This is a genomic window from Streptomyces galbus (genome assembly GCF_005280195.1).
Lineage (GTDB): Bacteria > Actinomycetota > Actinomycetes > Streptomycetales > Streptomycetaceae > Streptomyces > Streptomyces galbus.
Map to the genome: position 1 here is coordinate 191,954 of NZ_SZPR01000019.1, position 17,125 is coordinate 209,078.

General features: G+C 75.3%; 13 protein-coding genes. 12 read left to right on the forward strand and 1 reads right to left on the reverse strand.

All coding sequences use genetic code 11. The features are described 5' to 3' along the window. Positions 1–70: 70 nt before the first annotated feature. The gene (locus tag E4U92_RS24175) at positions 71–862 is read left to right on the forward strand and encodes an alpha/beta fold hydrolase (RefSeq protein ID WP_137302552.1); all 792 of its coding nucleotides are present in this window, start codon (positions 71–73) and stop codon (positions 860–862) included. Here E4U92_RS24175 and E4U92_RS24180 read toward each other — a convergent pair. Continuing rightward, positions 801–1,601, reverse strand: coding sequence for a DUF817 domain-containing protein (locus E4U92_RS24180; RefSeq protein WP_137302553.1), 801 nt, complete (start codon positions 1,599–1,601; stop codon positions 801–803). The two genes, E4U92_RS24175 and E4U92_RS24180, sit on opposite strands and share 62 nt — an antisense overlap. Before the next feature lie 100 nt (positions 1,602–1,701). On the opposite strand from E4U92_RS24180, the gene E4U92_RS24185 reads away from it, so the two are divergent. The 11 genes from E4U92_RS24185 to E4U92_RS24235 all read left to right on the forward strand — a co-directional run bounded on the left by E4U92_RS24185 (position 1,702) and on the right by E4U92_RS24235 (position 17,077). Further along, positions 1,702–4,605: an FAD-binding and (Fe-S)-binding domain-containing protein gene (locus tag E4U92_RS24185; protein ID WP_137302554.1), complete on the forward strand. Its 2,904-nt coding sequence runs from the start codon at positions 1,702–1,704 to the stop codon at positions 4,603–4,605. A gap of 92 nt (positions 4,606–4,697) precedes the next feature. Next, a complete protein-coding gene (locus tag E4U92_RS24190) occupies positions 4,698–5,834 on the forward strand; it encodes a lipid II:glycine glycyltransferase FemX (protein WP_137302555.1) in 1,137 nt (378 codons plus the stop codon). A 144-nt stretch (positions 5,835–5,978) separates the two neighbouring features. Further along, positions 5,979–6,905, forward strand: coding sequence for an EamA family transporter (locus tag E4U92_RS24195; protein WP_137302556.1), 927 nt, complete (start codon positions 5,979–5,981; stop codon positions 6,903–6,905). A gap of 100 nt (positions 6,906–7,005) precedes the next feature. Further along, a complete protein-coding gene (locus E4U92_RS24200) occupies positions 7,006–7,800 on the forward strand; it encodes a TIGR03084 family metal-binding protein (protein ID WP_137302557.1) in 795 nt (264 codons plus the stop codon). After that, positions 7,797–9,470 carry an acyclic terpene utilization AtuA family protein gene (locus tag E4U92_RS24205; protein WP_137302558.1) on the forward strand — a complete coding sequence of 558 codons (1,674 nt, stop codon included), beginning with the start codon at positions 7,797–7,799 and terminating at the stop codon, positions 9,468–9,470. Before E4U92_RS24200 ends, E4U92_RS24205 begins: the two co-directional genes overlap by 4 nt. Then, a complete protein-coding gene (locus E4U92_RS24210) occupies positions 9,467–11,065 on the forward strand; it encodes an acyl-CoA carboxylase subunit beta (RefSeq protein WP_067234267.1) in 1,599 nt (532 codons plus the stop codon). Before E4U92_RS24205 ends, E4U92_RS24210 begins: the two co-directional genes overlap by 4 nt. Before the next feature lie 10 nt (positions 11,066–11,075). Next, positions 11,076–12,929 (forward strand): acetyl/propionyl/methylcrotonyl-CoA carboxylase subunit alpha, encoded by a 1,854-nt coding sequence (locus tag E4U92_RS24215; RefSeq protein WP_137302559.1) that lies wholly within the window; start codon positions 11,076–11,078, stop codon positions 12,927–12,929. Between the two features lie 54 nt (positions 12,930–12,983). Then, positions 12,984–14,114 (forward strand): acyl-CoA dehydrogenase family protein, encoded by a 1,131-nt coding sequence (locus E4U92_RS24220; protein WP_137302560.1) that lies wholly within the window; start codon positions 12,984–12,986, stop codon positions 14,112–14,114. Positions 14,115–14,145: 31 nt separating this feature from the next. Next, positions 14,146–15,714 carry a 4-coumarate--CoA ligase family protein gene (locus tag E4U92_RS24225; RefSeq protein WP_137302561.1) on the forward strand — a complete coding sequence of 523 codons (1,569 nt, stop codon included), beginning with the start codon at positions 14,146–14,148 and terminating at the stop codon, positions 15,712–15,714. Beyond that, positions 15,711–16,454: an enoyl-CoA hydratase family protein gene (locus E4U92_RS24230; protein WP_137302562.1), complete on the forward strand. Its 744-nt coding sequence runs from the start codon at positions 15,711–15,713 to the stop codon at positions 16,452–16,454. Before E4U92_RS24225 ends, E4U92_RS24230 begins: the two co-directional genes overlap by 4 nt. Next, complete coding sequence (locus E4U92_RS24235) at positions 16,442–17,077, forward strand: TetR/AcrR family transcriptional regulator (RefSeq protein ID WP_137302563.1); 636 nt, start codon at positions 16,442–16,444, stop codon at positions 17,075–17,077. The genes E4U92_RS24230 and E4U92_RS24235 overlap by 13 nt, the downstream gene beginning before the upstream one ends. The last annotated feature ends 48 nt before the right edge of the window (positions 17,078–17,125 follow it).

The following is a 17,125-nucleotide window of genomic DNA, read 5'->3' on the forward strand; positions in this document are numbered from 1 at the left end:
GTGTTGCGGGGCCTTCCGGGCCCGGCGGAGACTGACAGGGAGGGGGCCGCCCCGACGGAGGACGCACGCCATGGGCACGTACGTGGAACTCCCCGCCGTCCGGACCTGGTACGAGACCGACGGCACCGGCGACCCGCTGCTCCTGCTGCACGGCGGCCTGTGCACCAACGACACCTGGGGCGCCCAGCGCGGCGACCTCGCGGCCCGGTTCCAGGTCTACCTGCCCGAGCGCCGCGCCCACGGCCACACCCCCGACGTCGAGGGGCCGCTGTCGTACCGGGACATGGCCGACGACACGGCCGCCTTCCTCGACCGGGTCGTCGGCGGCCCCGCCCACCTGGTCGGCTGGAGCGACGGCGCGATCGTCGCGCTGCTCGTCGCGATCGCCCGCCCCGATCTGGTGCGCAAGGTCGTCGCCATCTCCGCCAACTTCCGGCCCGGGCCCGTCAGCAGCGTGACGCCCGAGATGTTCGCGCACCTCACGCCCGACGCCCCCGACATGGCGATGTTCCGCACGATGTACGAGGCCGTGTCCCCGGACGGCCCCGCCCACTGGCCCGTCGCCGCCGGCAAGGTCGTCGAGATGATCCGCACCCAGCCCGACATCCCGATCGCCGACCTGGGCCGCATCACCGCGCCCACCCTCGTCCTCGTCGGCGACGACGACCTGATCGCGCCGGAGCACACCCTCGCCCTCTTCCGCGCGGTCCCCGGCGCCGAGCTGGCCGTGGTGCCCGGCACCTCCCACGCCCTGCCGATGGAGAAGCCCGACCTGGTCAACCGGCTGATCCTGGACTTCCTCACGAACGACCCGGTGCCGACCCTGTTCCCCGTCCGCCGGTCGCAGCCAGCACGAACGTGATGCTGATCAGCAGGGACCAGGCGCCGAACTTGTCCACCCCGACCGGCTCCCAGCCGTGGAGCTGGTACGGGTAGCGCCAGGCCCCGACGTACGTGGCGAGGTTCTCCGCCACCCACAGGAAGAACCCGATCAGCACGAACGACAGGGCCAGCGGCATCCGCCGGCGCACCCCGCGCACCGTGAACCGCACCCACGTGCCCGCGGTCACCACCAGCAGCAGCGCGGCCAGCGGCAGCCGTACGTCGGGCAGCCAGTGGTGGGTGAAGAAGTTGACGTACACGGCCGCGGCCACCACCGCCGTGGCCCGCGGGCGGTAGCGGACCAGTTCCAGGCCGAACAGGTGCCAGGCACGGCACACGTAGCTGCCGACCGCCGCGTACAGGAACCCCCCGTACAGCGGGACGCCCGCGAACTTCAGCACGGCCGGCTCGGGGTAGCTCCACGACCCCAGGGACACCTTCACCAGCTCGAAGGCGAGCCCGATGACGTGGCAGGCGGCGATCACGACCACGTCCCGCCCGGTCTCCCAGCCCCGCCGCCAGAACAGCGCCGTCAACAGCACGCCGTAGACCACGAGGAGGTCGTAGCGCGCCACCGGCAGCCGCGGCAGCAGCGTGGACGCCGCCACCCCGGAGAGCAGGCAGATCGCGAACGCGCACGCCCGGGTCTGCGTCCAGGCGAAGTCGAGCAGGTGGCGCAGGGCGGCGGAGAGCGGGGCGGTGAGGGGTGTCGTGAGCATGGTGTCCGGTAGGACGGGGCGGCGCGGCCCCCGGTTGCGGGCACGGCCGGCCGGGCCGCCTCCGGGGGGACGGACGCCCGCCCGTGGGCATGCTGGACCCATGACGGATCACGCGGAGCTGGAGGCGGCGCTGCGCCGGGGCGTGCGCGGGGACGTGGACTTCGGGGTGACCGCCCGGGCGCTGGTCACCATGGACGCGTCCAACTACCGGCGGGTCCCGCGGGGCGTCGTCGCGCCCCGGGACGCCGACGACGTGGCGGCCGTACTGGCGGTGTGCCGCGAGCACGGCGTGCCGGTGGTGGCGCGCGGCGGCGGTACCTCGATCGCCGGGCAGGCGACCGGCACGGGCGTGGTGCTGGACTTCACCCGCCACATGAACCGCCTGGTGGCGCTGGACCCGGACACCCGCACCGCCGTGGTCCAGCCCGGCCTGGTCCTGGACCGGCTCCAGGAGGCCGCCGCCCCGCACGGCCTGCGCTTCGGACCCGACCCCTCCACGCACAGCAGGTGCACGCTCGGCGGGATGATCGGCAACAACTCCTGCGGCTCGCACTCGGTGGCCTGGGGCACCACCGCGGACAGCGTGCGGGAGCTGGACGTGCTCACCGCGCGCGGCGAGCGGCTGCGGCCCGGCCGGGACTGGGCCGGGGCCCCGCAGGGCCTGCGGGCGCTGGTGGACGGTGAGCTGTCCCGGCTGCGCACCGGCTTCCCCGAGCTGCCCCGCCGCATCTCCGGGTACGCGCTGGACGCCCTGCTGCCCGAGCGGGGCGCCGACGTCGCCCGCTCCTTCTGCGGCTCCGAGGGCACCCTCGGCATCCTGACCGAGGCGGTCGTCGGGCTCGTCGAGGCGCCCCGCGCGCGTGCCCTGGCGGTGCTCGCCTACGGGGACGAGGGCGCCGCGGCGGAGGCGGCGGCCGGGCTGCTGCCCCACCGACCGCTGACCGTGGAGGGCATGGCGGCCGACCTGGTGCCGCCGGGGGCGGGCCTCCCGCGGGGCGGCGCGTGGCTGTTCGTGGAGACCGGCGGGGAGACGGCCGCCGAGGCACGCGCGCGTGCGGAGGAGATCGTGCGGGCGGCCGACGTCCTGGACGCGCTGGTGGTGACGGACCCGGCCGCCCAGCGGGCCCTGTGGCGCGTCCGGGAGGACGCGAGCGGCACCGCCACCCGGATGCCCGACGGCACCGAGGCGTGGCCCGGCTGGGAGGACTGCGCCGTGCCGCCCGCCCGGCTCGGCGCCTACCTGCGCGACTTCCGCGCCCTGCTCGCCTCCCACGGCCTGCGCGGCACCCCGTACGGGCACTTCGGGGACGGCTGCATCCACGTCCGCATCGACTTCGACCTGCTGAGCGAGGCCGGCGTGGGCCGCTTCCGCCGGTTCTCCGAGGACCTCGCGGACCTGGTCGTCGCGCACGGCGGCTCGCTGTCCGGGGAGCACGGCGACGGACAGGCACGGGCCGAGCTGCTGCCGCGCATGTACGGCCCGGAACTCGTGGCCCTGTTCGAGCGGGCCAAGGCCGTCTGGGACCCCGACGACCTGCTCAACCCCGGCATGCTGGTCCGCCCCGCCCCCCTCGACTCCCACCTCCGTTTCGCGCCGCTGCCCCGCGGACCGGTCCCGGTGGTCTTCGGCTACCCGGCCGACGGCGGCGACTTCACGGCGGCGGTGCGGCGCTGCGTCGGCGTCGCCAAGTGCCGTACGACGTCGGCGGCCGGCCCGGCCGTGATGTGCCCCTCCTTCCGCGTCACCGGCGAGGAGGCCCACTCCACGCGCGGGCGGGCCCGGCTGCTGCACGAGATGCTGGCCGGCGAGCTGGTCACGGACGGCTGGCGCTCGCCGGAGGTGCGCGACGCCCTCGACCTGTGCCTGGCCTGCAAGGGCTGCCGCTCGGACTGTCCGGTCGGGGTGGACATGGCCACGTACAAGGCGGAGTTCCTGCACCACCACTACGCCGGCCGGCGCCGCCCCGCCGCCCACTACAGCCTGGGCCGGCTCCCGCGGTGGCTGCGGTGGACGTCCCGCGCCCGGCTGGCGGGGCTCGTCAACGCGCTCGCGGCGGTACGCCCGCTGGCCCGCGTGGGCAAGCGGCTGGCCGGCGTGGCGCCCGAGCGGGCGGTGCCGCGCCTGGCCGGGGAGACGTTCAGCCGGTGGTGGCGGCGTTCGGCGGGGCGGGGGAGCGGGAGCCATGGGGGTGTCGGGGAGAGCGGCGGGGCCGGGCCGCTGGTGGTGCTGTGGCCCGACACCTTCACCGAGCACCTGGCGCCGTCGGTGGGGCGGGCCGCGGTCCGCGTGCTGGAGGCGGCCGGGCTGCGGGTGACGCTGCCGCCGACGCTGCGGATGCGCGGGCGCCCGGTCGGCGACGGCCGCTCCCGGTTGCCGCTCGCGCTGCTGACGGCCCGCCACACGCGCGTGTGCTGCGGCCTGACGTACGTCTCCACCGGCCAGCTCGACCACGCGCGCACGGTGCTGCGCCGCACCCTGGACCTGATGGAACCGGTGCTGGAGACCACCGCCCCGGTCGTCGTCCTGGAGCCGAGCTGTGCGGCGGCGCTGCGCGGCGACCTGCCCGGGCTGCTGCCCGACGACCCGCGGGCCGCCCGCCTCGCCACGCGCGTGCTGACGTTCGCGGAGGTGCTGGAGCGGTACGCGCCCTCCTGGGTGCCGCCCCGCGTGGACCGCCCGGCCGTCGGCCAGACCCACTGCCACCAGCACGCGGTGCTCGGCGACGCCCCGGACCGCCGGCTGCGCGCGGCCGCCGGCCTCGACGGGGAGCTGAGCGGCGGCTGCTGCGGCCTGGCGGGCGACTTCGGCTTCCAGCGCGGCCACTTCGAGGTCTCCCGCGCCTGCGCCGACGAACAGCTCCTGCCGGCGCTGAAGGACGCGCCACCGGACGCGGTGGTCCTCGCGGACGGCTACTCCTGCCGCACCCAGGTGGAGCAGTTGACCGGAACGCGGGCCAGGCACCTGGCGGAGGTGCTGGCCCGGGCCCTGCCGGACGAGGCATGACCCCGGAGTGACCCCAGGAGGTCTCTCGTCGCGCGCTCCGCCCCGCCCGGCTCCTACGGTGGTCGCAACCGTTGCGCGAAGGAGATCCCGGTATGTCCCTGCCCGCCCCGCCCCTGTCCGTCCGGCCCCTGTCCCGGGCCGAGCACCTCGCCTTCGTCGCGGAGCGGCCCTCCGTGAGTCACCTGCAGGTCCCCGCGTGGGGCGAGGTGAAGCGGGAGTGGCGGGCGGAGAGCCTCGGCTGGTGCACGCCGGACGGCCGCCTGGCCGGGGCCGGGCTGGTCCTGCTGCGGCCGTTGCCCGGGCTGCGCAGGTACCTCGCCTACCTGCCCGAGGGCCCGGTGATCGACTGGTTCGACGCCGACCTGGACCGCTGGCTGACGCCCCTGCTCGCCCACCTGAAGGGGCTGGGCGCCTTCTCGGTGCGGATGGGCCCGCCCGTCGTCCTGCGCCGCTGGAGCGCCGACGTGGTCAAGGCGGCCGTCGCCGACCCGGACGCCCGCCGGCTGGGCGACGTCGAGCCGACGTCGTACGACCCGCGCGCGGCCGGGGTGGCCGAGCGGCTGCGCCGGGCCGGCTGGCGGCCCTCGCGGCAGGGCGGCGAGGACGGCTTCGCCGCCGGCCAGCCCCGCCACGTCTTCCAGGTGCCCCTCGCCGGCCGCACCCTGGAGGACGTCCACCGCGGCCTGAACCAGCAGTGGCGGCGCAACATCAAGAAGGCCGAGCAGGCCGGCGTGAAGGTGGTCCGCGGCGGCCGGGAGGACCTGCCCGTGTTCCACGAGCTGTACCGGGAGACCGCCGAGCGCGACCGCTTCCTGCCCCGCCCGCTGCCGTACTTCGAGCGGATGTGGACCGCCCTGACCGCCGAGCACCCGGACCGGATGCGGCTCTACCTCGCCCACCACGACGGCGAGGTCCTGGCCGCCGCCACGCTGCTCACCGTCGGCGAGCACGTCTGGTACTCCTACGGCGCCTCCACCGCCCGCAGGCGCGAGGTGCAGCCCGGCAACGCGCTGCAGTGGCGGATGCTCTGCGACGCCCACGAGGAGGGCGCCGCCGTCTACGACCTGCGGGGCATCACCGACACCCTGGAGGAGTCCGACCCCCTCCTCGGCCTGCTGCGCTTCAAGGCCGGCACGGGCGGCGAGGCGGTGGAGTACCTGGGCGAGTGGGACCTCCCCCTCAACCGCTTGCTGCACACGGCGCTCGGCCTCTACCTGAGCCGCCGCTGAGCCGACTCACGACGCGCGGGTCCGTCCATCATGCGGGACAGTTGCATAACGGGTTCACACGCCTGACGAGGTCCACTACCCTGGACTTCGCAGTGCAGCACGCTGAACAATCTCCGAGCCGAGAACCTAGAACCTGGACCGCCCGTGACCACGCCCAGCACCTCCACCGCACCCACGGCGGCGCACGCCCCGGCCGCCCCGGGCCCCCGCTCGTCCCTCGGTCCCGTCGGCCTGGTGCTGGCCGGCGGGGTGTCCGTGCAGTTCGGCGGCGCCCTGGCGGTGACGCTGATGCCGCGGGCCGGCGCCCTCGGCGTGGTCGCGCTGCGGCTGCTGGTGGCGGCGGTGGTGCTGCTGCTGGTGTGCCGCCCCAAGGTGCGCGGCCACTCGCGCGCCGACTGGGGCACGGTGGTGGTTTTCGGCCTGGCGATGGCCGCCATGAACGGGCTGTTCTACCAGGCCGTGGACCGCATCCCGCTGGGCCCCGCGGTCACCCTGGAGGTCCTGGGCCCCCTCGCCCTGTCCGTCCTCGCCTCGCGCCGGGCGATCAACCTGGTGTGGGCCGGGCTCGCGCTGGCCGGGGTCTTCCTCCTGGGCGGCGGCGGCTTCGACGACCTGGACCCGGCGGGCGTGGCGTTCGCGCTCGGGGCGGGCGCGATGTGGGCGGCGTACATCGTCTTCAGCGCGCGTACCGGCCGGCGCTTCCCGCAGGCGGACGGCCTGGCGCTGGCGATGGCGGTGGGCGCGGTGGTCTTCCTGCCGCTGGGCCTGGCCGAGTCCGGCACGAAGCTGTTCGACCCGGTCACACTGGGGCTGGGCGCCGCGGTGGCCATGCTCTCCTCGGTCATGCCGTACACGCTCGAACTCCTCGCGCTGCGCCGCCTGCCCGCCTCCACCTTCGCCGTCCTGATGAGCCTGGAGCCGGCCCTCGCCGCCACCGCCGGCTTCCTCGTCCTCGGCCAGTCCCTGAGCCTGCCCCAGACCCTGGCCATCGGCCTGGTCATCGCGGCCAGCATGGGCGCGGTGCGCACCCAGGTGGGGCGGCGCAAGCCGGTGGTGGCGCCGGAGGCGTGAGCCCGGCGGGCCCTCCCGGCCCCCTGGCCCGGGGGTACCCGGCTCATGAATTCATGCAAGCACGCTTGCTTGTTTCTGGCCCCGCTGCCATGCTCCCCCCATGGCCGACCCGACGCCCGTCTTCGACGACCTGCGTGCCGAGAGCGACGAACTGGACCGCCTCGTCGCCGAGTCGGAACCCGAGCAGTGGGCCCTGCCCACCCCCGCCGCGGGCTGGACGATCGCCCACCAGATCGCCCACCTCGCCTGGACCGACCGTTCGGCGCTCACCGCGGTCACCGACGAGGAGGCGTTCCGGGAGCTGGTGGAGAAGGCCCTCGCCGCGCCCGACACCTTCGTCGACGAGGGCGCCGAGGACGGCGCCCGCCTGGCGCCCGCCGACCTGCTGGGCCGCTGGCGCGAGGGCCGCGCCGCCCTCAGCAGGGCCCTGGCCGCGGCCCCGCCCGGCGCCCGCTTCCCCTGGTACGGGCCCCCGATGTCGGCCGCCTCCATGGCCACCGCCCGCCTGATGGAGACCTGGGCCCACGGCCTGGACGTCGCCGACGCCCTCGGGGTCACCCGGCCCCCCACCGACCGGCTGCGCCACATCGCCCGGCTCGGCCACCGCACCCGCGACTTCGCGTACACCGTGCACGGCCTGCCCGTCCCCGCCGACCCGTTCCGGCTCGACCTGACCGGCCCCGGCGGCGACGTCTGGACCTACGGCCCCGGGGACGCCCCGCAGCGCGTCACCGGGAGCGCCCTCGACTTCTGCCTCCTGGTCACCCGGCGGGCCCACCGCGCCGACCTGGCGCTGCGCGCCGAGGGCCCGGACGCCGACCGCTGGCTGGACCTGGCCCAGGCGTTCGCCGGCCCGCCCGGCGCCGGCCGGCCGCCGAAGGGAGCCGGCGCGTGACCCTGCGCATCGGCAACTTCTCCGGCTTCTACGGCGACCGCTCCGACGCCCTGCGCGAGATGCTCACCGGCGGCGAGGTCGACGTCCTCACCGGCGACTACCTCGCCGAGCTGACCATGCTCATCCTCGGCCGGGACCGGCTGAAGGACCCCGGCGCCGGGTACGCCCGCACCTTCCTGCGGCAGCTCGAGGAGTGCCTCGCGCTGGTCCACGACAAGCGGGTGAAGATCGTCACCAACGCGGGCGGCCTGAACCCGGCCGGGCTCGCCGCCCGCGTCCGGGAGCTGGCCGAGCGGCTCGGCGTGCCGCTGCGGGTCGCCCACGTCGAGGGCGACGACCTCACCGCCGCCCACCCCGGCAGCCTCGCCGCCCACGCCTACCTCGGCGGCTTCGGCATCGCGGCCTGTCTGCGCGCGGGCGCCGACGTCGTGGTCACCGGCCGGGTCACGGACGCCGCCCTGGTCACCGGGCCCGCCGCCGCCCACTTCGACTGGCCGCCCGACGCCTACGACCGGCTCGCCGGGGCCGTCGTCGCCGGGCACGTCCTGGAGTGCGGCACCCAGGCCACCGGCGGCAACTACGCCTTCTTCACCGAAGGACCCGGCGACGTCGGCCACCCGGGCTTCCCGCTGGCCGAGCTGCACGAGGACGGCACCGCCGTCATCACCAAGCACCCCGGCACCGGCGGCTTCGTCGACGTCGGCACGGTCACCGCGCAACTGCTCTACGAGACGGCGGGCGCCCGGTACGCGGGCCCCGACGTCACCGCCCGGCTGGACACCGTACGGCTCCGCCAGGACGGGCCGGACCGGGTGCGGATCGAGGGCGTGCGCGGGGAGGCGCCGCCGCCCACGCTCAAGGTCGGCCGCAACCGGCTCGGCGGCTTCCGCAACGAGGTCGTCTTCGTGCTGACCGGCCTCGACGTCGAGGCCAAGGCCGCCCTCGTCCGGCGCCAGCTCGCGCCCGCGCTCGGCAAGGTCGCCGACGCCCGGTGGGAGCTGGTGCGCACCGACCGGCCCGACGCCGCCACCGAGGAGACGGCGAGCGCGCTGCTGCGGCTCGTCGTGCGCGACGCCGACCAGCAGGCCGTGGGCCGGGCGCTGAGCGGGGCCGCGGTGGAACTCGCCCTCGGCAGCTACCCCGGCTTCCACGTGCTGGCCCCGTCCGGGAAGGGCGCGCCGTACGGCGTCTTCGAGGACGCCCGCGTCCCGCAGGACGCCGTCGAGCACGTGGCCGTCCTGCCCGACGGGCGCCGCGTCCCCGTGGCACCGGCCCCGGACAGCACCGTTCTGGACGACGTGCCCGAGCCGCCGCTGCCCGGTCCGCCGCCGGACGGGCCCACCCGGCGGGCGCCCCTCGGGCTGGTCGCCGGCGCCCGCAGCGGTGACAAGGGCGGCCACGCCAACGTGGGCGTGTGGGCCCGCACGGACGCGGCCTGGTCCTGGCTCGCCCACACCCTGACCGTCGACCGCTTCCGCGCGCTCCTGCCGGAGACCGCCCCGCTGCCGGTGACCCGGCACGTCCTGCCCCGGCTGCGCGCCCTGAATTTCGTCGTCGAGGGCATCCTCGGCGAGGGCGTCGCCGCGCAGGCCCGCTTCGACCCGCAGGCCAAGGCCCTCGGCGAATGGCTGCGCTCCCGCCACCTGGACATCCCGGAGGCCCTGCTGTGACCGTCCTGCCGTCCGCCCTGGACACCCGGGGCCCCGACCACGCGGCCCACCGGGCGGCCATGCTCGCCAAGCTGGCCGACCTCGACGCCGAGCACGCCAAGGCCCTCGCGGGCGGCGGCGAGAAGTACGTGCAGCGGCACCGCGCGCGGGGCAAGCTCCTCGCCCGTGAGCGCGTCGAGCTGCTGCTCGACCCGGACACGCCGTTCCTGGAACTGTCCCCGCTCGCCGCCTGGGGCAGCGACTACACGGTCGGCGCCTCCCTGGTCACCGGCATCGGCGTGGTCGAGGGCGTGGAGTGCCTGATCACCGCCAACGACCCGACCGTGCGCGGCGGCGCCTCCAACCCCTGGTCGCTGAAGAAGGCGCTGCGCGCCCACGAGGTCGCGCTCGCCAACCGGCTGCCCGTGATCAGCCTGGTGGAGTCCGGGGGCGCCGACCTGCCCTCCCAGAAGGAGATCTTCATTCCGGGCGGGGCCATCTTCCGCGACCTCACCCGGCTGTCCGCGGCCGGCATCCCCACGGTCGCCGTCGTCTTCGGCAACTCCACCGCCGGCGGCGCCTACGTCCCCGGCATGTCCGACCACGTGATCATGGTCAAGGAGCGGGCCAAGGTGTTCCTCGGCGGCCCGCCGCTGGTGAAGATGGCCACCGGCGAGGAGAGCGACGACGAGTCCCTCGGCGGCGCGGAGATGCACGCGCGCGTGTCGGGCCTCGCCGACCACTTCGCCGTCGACGAGCCGGACGCGCTGCGGCAGGCCCGCCGCGTGGTCGCCCGCCTCAACCACCGCAAGGCGTACCCCGACCCGGGCCCGGCCGAGCCGCCGAAGTACGACCCGGAGGAGCTGCTCGGCGTCGTCCCCGACGACCTCAAGGTCCCCTTCGACCCGCGCGAGGTGATCGCCCGGATCGTCGACGCCTCCGACTTCGACGAGTTCAAGCCGCTGTACGGCACCAGCCTGGTCACCGGCTGGGCCCGGCTGCACGGCTACCCGGTCGGCGTCCTGGCCAACGCCCAGGGCGTCCTCTTCAGCGCCGAGTCGCAGAAGGCCGCCCAGTTCATCCAGCTCGCCAACCAGCGCGACGTCCCGCTGCTCTTCCTGCACAACACCACCGGCTACATGGTCGGCCGCGAGTACGAGCAGGGCGGCATCATCAAGCACGGCGCCATGATGATCAACGCGGTGTCCAACTCCCGCGTCCCCCACCTGTCGGTGCTGCTGGGCGCCTCCTACGGCGCCGGGCACTACGGCATGTGCGGGCGCGCGTACGACCCCCGTTTCCTGTTCGCCTGGCCCAGCGCCAAGTCCGCGGTGATGGGCCCGCAGCAGCTCGCCGGCGTGCTCTCCATCGTCGCCCGCCAGTCGGCCGCCGCGAAGGGCGCGCCCTACGACGAGGAGGCCGACGCGGGCCTGCGCGCCCTGGTGGAGCAGCAGATCGAGTCCGAGTCGCTCCCGATGTTCCTGTCCGGGCGGCTGTACGACGACGGCGTCATCGACCCGCGCGACACCCGCACCGTCCTCGGCCTGTGCCTGTCCGCGATCCACACCGCGCCCTACGAAGGCGCGCGGGGCGGCTTCGGCGTCTTCCGGATGTGAGGGACCTGACGTGATCACTTCTGTCCTCGTGGCCAACCGGGGCGAGATCGCCCGCCGCGTCTTCCGCACCTGCGCCGCACTGGGCATCCGCACCGTCGCCGTGCACTCCGACGCCGACGCGCACGCCCTGCACACGCGCGTGGCCGACAGCGCCGTACGCCTGCCGGGCGCGGCACCCGCCGAGACGTACCTGCGCGGCGACCTGATCGTGAAGGCGGCCGTCGCGGCCGGCGCCGACGCCGTGCACCCCGGCTACGGCTTCCTGTCCGAGAACCCCGGCTTCGCGCGCGCCGTCCTCGACGCGGGCCTGGTGTGGATCGGGCCGCCGCCGCAGGCCATCGAGGCCATGGCGTCCAAGACCCGCGCCAAGGCGCTCATGGGCATCGCACCGCTCGACGCGGCGCACGTCACCGAGGCCGACCTGCCCGTGCTGGTGAAGGCCGCCGCGGGCGGCGGCGGGCGCGGCATGCGCGTCGTGCGCCGCCTGGACGAGCTGGACCCCGCCCTGCGGGCCGCGCGCGCCGAGGCCGCGAGCGCCTTCGGCGACGGCGAGGTCTTCGTCGAGCCCTACCTGGAACACGGCCGCCACGTCGAGGTGCAGGTCCTCGCCGACACCCACGGCACGGTGTGGGCGCTCGGCACGCGCGACTGCTCCCTGCAGCGCCGCCACCAGAAGGTGATCGAGGAGGCGCCCGCCCCCGGGCTCACCCCGGCGCTCGACGAGGAGCTGCGCACCCTCGCCGTCCGCGCCGCACGCGCCGTGGACTACGTGGGCGCCGGCACCGTCGAGTTCCTGGTCGCCGACGGCACCGCGCACTTCCTGGAGATGAACACCCGCCTCCAGGTCGAGCACCCGGTCACCGAGGAGGTCTTCGGCCTCGACCTGGTCGCCGAGCAGATCCGGATCGCCGAGGGCGCCCCCCTGGCCGCCGAGCCGCCCCCCGCGCGCGGGCACGCCGTCGAGGCCCGCCTGTACGCCGAGGACCCGGCCGCCGACTGGGCCCCGCAGACCGGCACCCTGCACCACCTCGCCGTCCCCGACGGCGTCCGCCTCGACACCGGCTGTGCCGACGGCGACGAGATCGGCGTCCACTACGACCCGATGATCGCCAAGGTGATCGCGCACGCCCCCACGCGCGCGGAGGCGGTGCGGAGACTGGCCGGCGCGCTGGAGCGCACGGCGATCCACGGCCCCGTCACCAACCGGGACCTGCTCGTGCGCTCCCTGCGCCACGAGGAGTTCACCTCCGCGCGCATGGACACCGGCTTCTACGACCGCCACCTGGCCGCCCTCACCGAGCCCGCCGCCGACCCGCTCGCCCCCCTCGCCGCGGCCCTCGCCGACACCCACGGCCGCTCCCGCTTCGGCGGCTGGCGCAACCTGCCCTCGCAGCCGCAGGTGAAGCGGTACGTGATGGCGGGCCGCGAGCACGAGGTGCGCTACCGGCACACCCGCGACGGCCTCGCGGCGGACGACGTCCAGGTGATCCACGTGGACGCCTCGGCCGTCGTCCTGGAGACGGACGGTGTGCGCCGCCGCTTCGAGGTGGCCCGCCACGGCGACCGGGTCTGGGTGAACGGCACCGCGCTCACCGCCCTGCCCCGCTTCCCCGACCCGACGGCCCAGCAGGCCCCCGGCTCCCTGCTCGCACCGATGCCGGGCACGGTCGTCAAGATCGCGGACGGCCTCGTCACCGGATCGGGTGTCCGGGCCGGTGAACCGCTGCTGTGGCTCGAAGCGATGAAGATGCAACACCGCATCTCCGCACCGGTGACAGGGACGGTGACGGCGGTGCAGGTGACGGAAGGACAGCAAGTGGAGGTGGGCACGCTCTTGGCGGTCGTCGAGAGCAACCAACCTTAGGGGCGCGGGGAACTGCGCGCCCGGCCACCGACGACAGCCACCCGGAGGACGACAGTGACCACCCTCATCGAACCCGAAGAGCACCAGGCCCTCCGCAAGGCGGTAGCGGCCTTCGCCCAAAGCCACCGGGACGTCGCCCACCGCGACCTGTGGCGGCAGGCTGCCGAGCTGGGCTACATCGGCGTCAACCTGCCGGAGGCATACGGCGGGGGAGGCGGCGGCATCGCCGAACTCTCCCTCGTCCTCGAAGAGCTCGGCACCGCGGGCAACCCCCTGCTCATGATGATCGTCTCCCCGGCGATCTGCGGCACCGTGATCGCCCGCTTCGGCACCGAGGCCCAGAAGCGCGAGTGGCTGCCCGCCCTCGCCGACGGCTCCCGCCTGATGGCGTTCGGCATCACCGAGCCCGACGCCGGCTCCAACAGCCACCGCATCACCACCACGGCCCGCCGCGACGGCGCCGACTGGCTGCTCACCGGCCGCAAGGTCTTCGTCTCCGGCGTGGACATCGCGGACGCCACCCTGATCGTCGGCCGCACCGAGGACGCCCGCACCGGACGCCTCAAGCCCTGCCTGTTCATCGTCCCGCGGGACGCGCCCGGCTTCACCCGCCGCCGGATCGACATGGAACTGCACAGCGAGGAGAAGCAGTTCGAGCTGGTCCTGGACGACGTGCGGCTGCCCGCCGACGCGTTGGTGGGCGACGAGGACGCCGGTCTGCTCCAGCTGTTCGCCGGGCTCAACCCCGAGCGCATCATGACGGCGGCCTTCGCGATCGGCATGGGGCGCCACGCCCTGGCCCGCGCGGTGGAGTACGCGCGCGAGCGCACCGTGTGGAAGGTCCCCATCGGCGCCCACCAGGCCGTCGCCCACCCGCTCGCCCAGGCCCACATCGAGCTGGAGCTGGCCCGCCTGATGATGCAGAAGGCGGCCCACCTCTACGACGCGGGGGACGACGTCGGCGCGGGCGAGGCGGCGAACATGGCGAAGTACGCGGCGGGGGAGGCCTGCGTGAAGGCGGTCGACCAGGCGGTGCACACCCTCGGCGGGAACGGCCTGACGCGTGAGTTCGGCTTGGCCCGGCTGATCACGGCCGCGCGCGTGGCTCGTATCGCCCCGGTGAGCCGGGAGATGATTCTCAACTACGTCTCCCACCAGACCCTCGGTCTGCCCAAGTCGTACTGACGACGCACGCCGGCGTGCGTGAGGAGGAACCGTGTTCCGCAGCGAGTACGCAGACGTTCCGCCCGTCGACCTGCCCATCCACGAGGCCGTGCTGGGCGGTGCCGCCGAGTTCGGCGACCGGCCGGCGCTGATCGACGGCACGGACGGCACCACGCTCACGTACGAACAGGTCGACCGCTTCCACCGCCGGGTGGCCGCCGCGCTCGCCGAGGCCGGGGTGCGCAAGGGCGACGTGCTGGCCCTGCACAGCCCCAACACGGTCGCCTTCCCGCTCGCGTTCTACGCGGCCACGCGCGCGGGCGCCTCGGTCACCACCGTGCACCCGCTGTGCACGCCCGAGGAGTTCGCCAAGCAGCTCGGCGACTCGGGGGCCCGCTGGATCGTCACCGTCTCCCCGCTGCTGGCGACGGCCCGACGCGCGGCCGAACTCGCGGGCGGCGTCGAGGAGGTCTTCGTCTGCGACAGCGCGCCCGGCCACCGTTCGCTGATCGACATGCTCGCCTCCCGCGCCCCCGAGCCCCGGCCCGACATCGACCCCGCCGAGGACGTGGCGGCCCTGCCGTACTCCTCGGGCACGACCGGCGTCCCCAAGGGCGTGATGCTCACCCACCGCCAGATCGCCACCAACCTCGCCCAGCTCGAGCCCGCGATCCCGGCGGGACCGGACGACCGCATCCTCGCCGTGCTGCCGTTCTTCCACATCTACGGGCTGACCGCCCTGATGAACGCCCCCCTGCGCAAGGGCGCCACGGTCGTCGTGCTGCCCCGCTTCGAGCTGGAGGCGTTCCTCGCCGCGATCCAGACCCACCGCATCACCGGGCTGTACGTGGCGCCGCCGATCGTGCTGGCCCTCGCCAAGCACCCGGCGGTCGCGCAGTACGACCTGTCGTCCCTGCGGTACGTCATCAGCGCCGCCGCGCCCCTGGACGCCGACCTCGCCGCCGCGTGCGCGCAGCGGCTGGGCCTGCCGCCGGTCGGCCAGGCGTACGGCATGACCGAGCTGTCCCCGGGCACGCACGTGGTCCCGCTGGACGCCATGGAGGAGGCCCCGCCCGGCACCGTCGGCAAGCTCATCGCCGGGACCGAGATGCGCGTGGTCTCCCTCGACGACCCCGGCAAGGACCTCGGCGTCGGCGAGGCGGGCGAGATCCTGATCCGCGGCCCGCAGGTCATGAAGGGCTACCTGGGGCGCCCCGACGCCACCGGGGCGATGATCGACGCCGACGGCTGGCTGCACACCGGCGACGTCGGCCACGTCGACCGGGACGGCTGGCTGTTCGTCGTCGACCGGGTCAAGGAACTCATCAAGTACAAGGGCTTCCAGGTCGCCCCGGCCGAGCTGGAGGCGCTGCTGCTCACCCACCCGGGCATCGCGGACGCGGCCGTCGTCGGCGCCCGCGACGACGACCGCAACGAGGTGCCGCACGCCTACGTGGTCCGCCAGCCCACCGCCGCCGACCTCTCCGCGGGCGAGGTCATGATGTACGTCGCCGAGCGGGTCGCCCCGTACAAGCGCGTGCGCCGCGTCACCTTCATCGACGCCGTGCCGCGCGCCGTGTCCGGGAAGATCCTGCGCCGGCAGCTCAGGGAGCGCACATGACACTGATCGGCCGTACCCGCGCGCGGGGCGTGGAGACCCTCGCGCTCGACTCCCCGGACAACCGCAACGCCCTCTCGGCGGCGCTGGTCGCCGAACTCGCGGGGGCGCTCGCGGACTGCGCCGAGGACCCCGGTGTCCGCGCCGTCGTGCTCACCCACACCGGGGGCACGTTCAGCGCCGGCGCCGACCTGCGGGACCCGCCGCACCCGGACGCGCTCGTGGACCTGCTCCGCCGGATCGTGGAGCTGCCCCGCCCGGTGGTCGCGCGGGTCACCGGCCACGTCCGCGCGGGCGGCCTCGGCCTCCTGGCCGCCTGCGACATCGCGGTCGCGTCCCGCGCGGCGACCTTCGCGTTCACCGAGGTGCGCATCGGCGTGGCCCCCGCCGTCATCTCGCTGACCCTCCTGGACCGCGCCGACCCGCGCGCCCTGGCCCGTTACTACCTCACCGGCGAGCGCTTCGACGCCGTCGAGGCGGCCCGCACCGGCCTGCTCACCGCGGCCGCGGGCGACGGCGAGGAGGTGGAGGCCGTCCTCGACCCGGTCCTCGACGGGCTGCGGCGATCCGCGCCCGAGGCCCTGGCCGAGACGAAGCGGCTGCTCACGGCTAGGGTGCTGGAGACCTTCGACCGGGACGCGGCCACCCTGACCGCGCTCTCGGGCCGGCTGTTCGCCTCCCCGCCGGCCCGCGAGGGGATGACGGCCTTCCTCGAACGACGGGATCCCTCATGGGTGCTGTGACCGGTGCCTCGGCCGGTGCCGCGACGGCGGACCAGCGCGCGGAGCGCCTCCCCAAGCAGGACCGCAGCCGCGCGACCCGGCAGCGGCTCCTGGAGGCCGCCGTGGCCTGCCTCGCCGAGCGCGGCTGGGCGGGCTCCACGGTCTCCGTCGTCGCCGAGCGCGCCGGTGTCTCCCGGGGCGCCGCCCAGCACCACTTCCGCACCCGTGAGGACCTGTTCACCGCAGCCGTCGAGTACGTCGCCGAGGAGCGCTCCACGGCCCTGCGCGCCCTCTTCCCGCAGGGCGCGGCCGGCGACCGGCGCGCCGTCGTCGCCGCCCTGGTGGACCTGTACACCGGCCCGCTGTTCCGGGCCGCCCTGCACCTGTGGGTCGCCGCCTCCGACGAGGAGCAGCTCCGCCCGAGGGTCACCGAGCTGGAGGCCCGCGTCGGCCGGGAGACCCACCGCATAGCCGTCGAGCTGCTCGGCGCCGACGAGTCCCGCCCCGGCGTCCGCGAGACCGTCCAGGGGCTGCTGGACATGGCCCGCGGCCTGGGCCTCGCCAACCTCCTCACCGACGACACGACCCGCCGCACCCGCGTGGTGGCGCAATGGGCGGCCCTCCTGGACACGGCCCTCGCCTGAGCCTGAGCTTGAGCCGCCGCCGGGCCGGACGTCGCCGATGTCGACGGC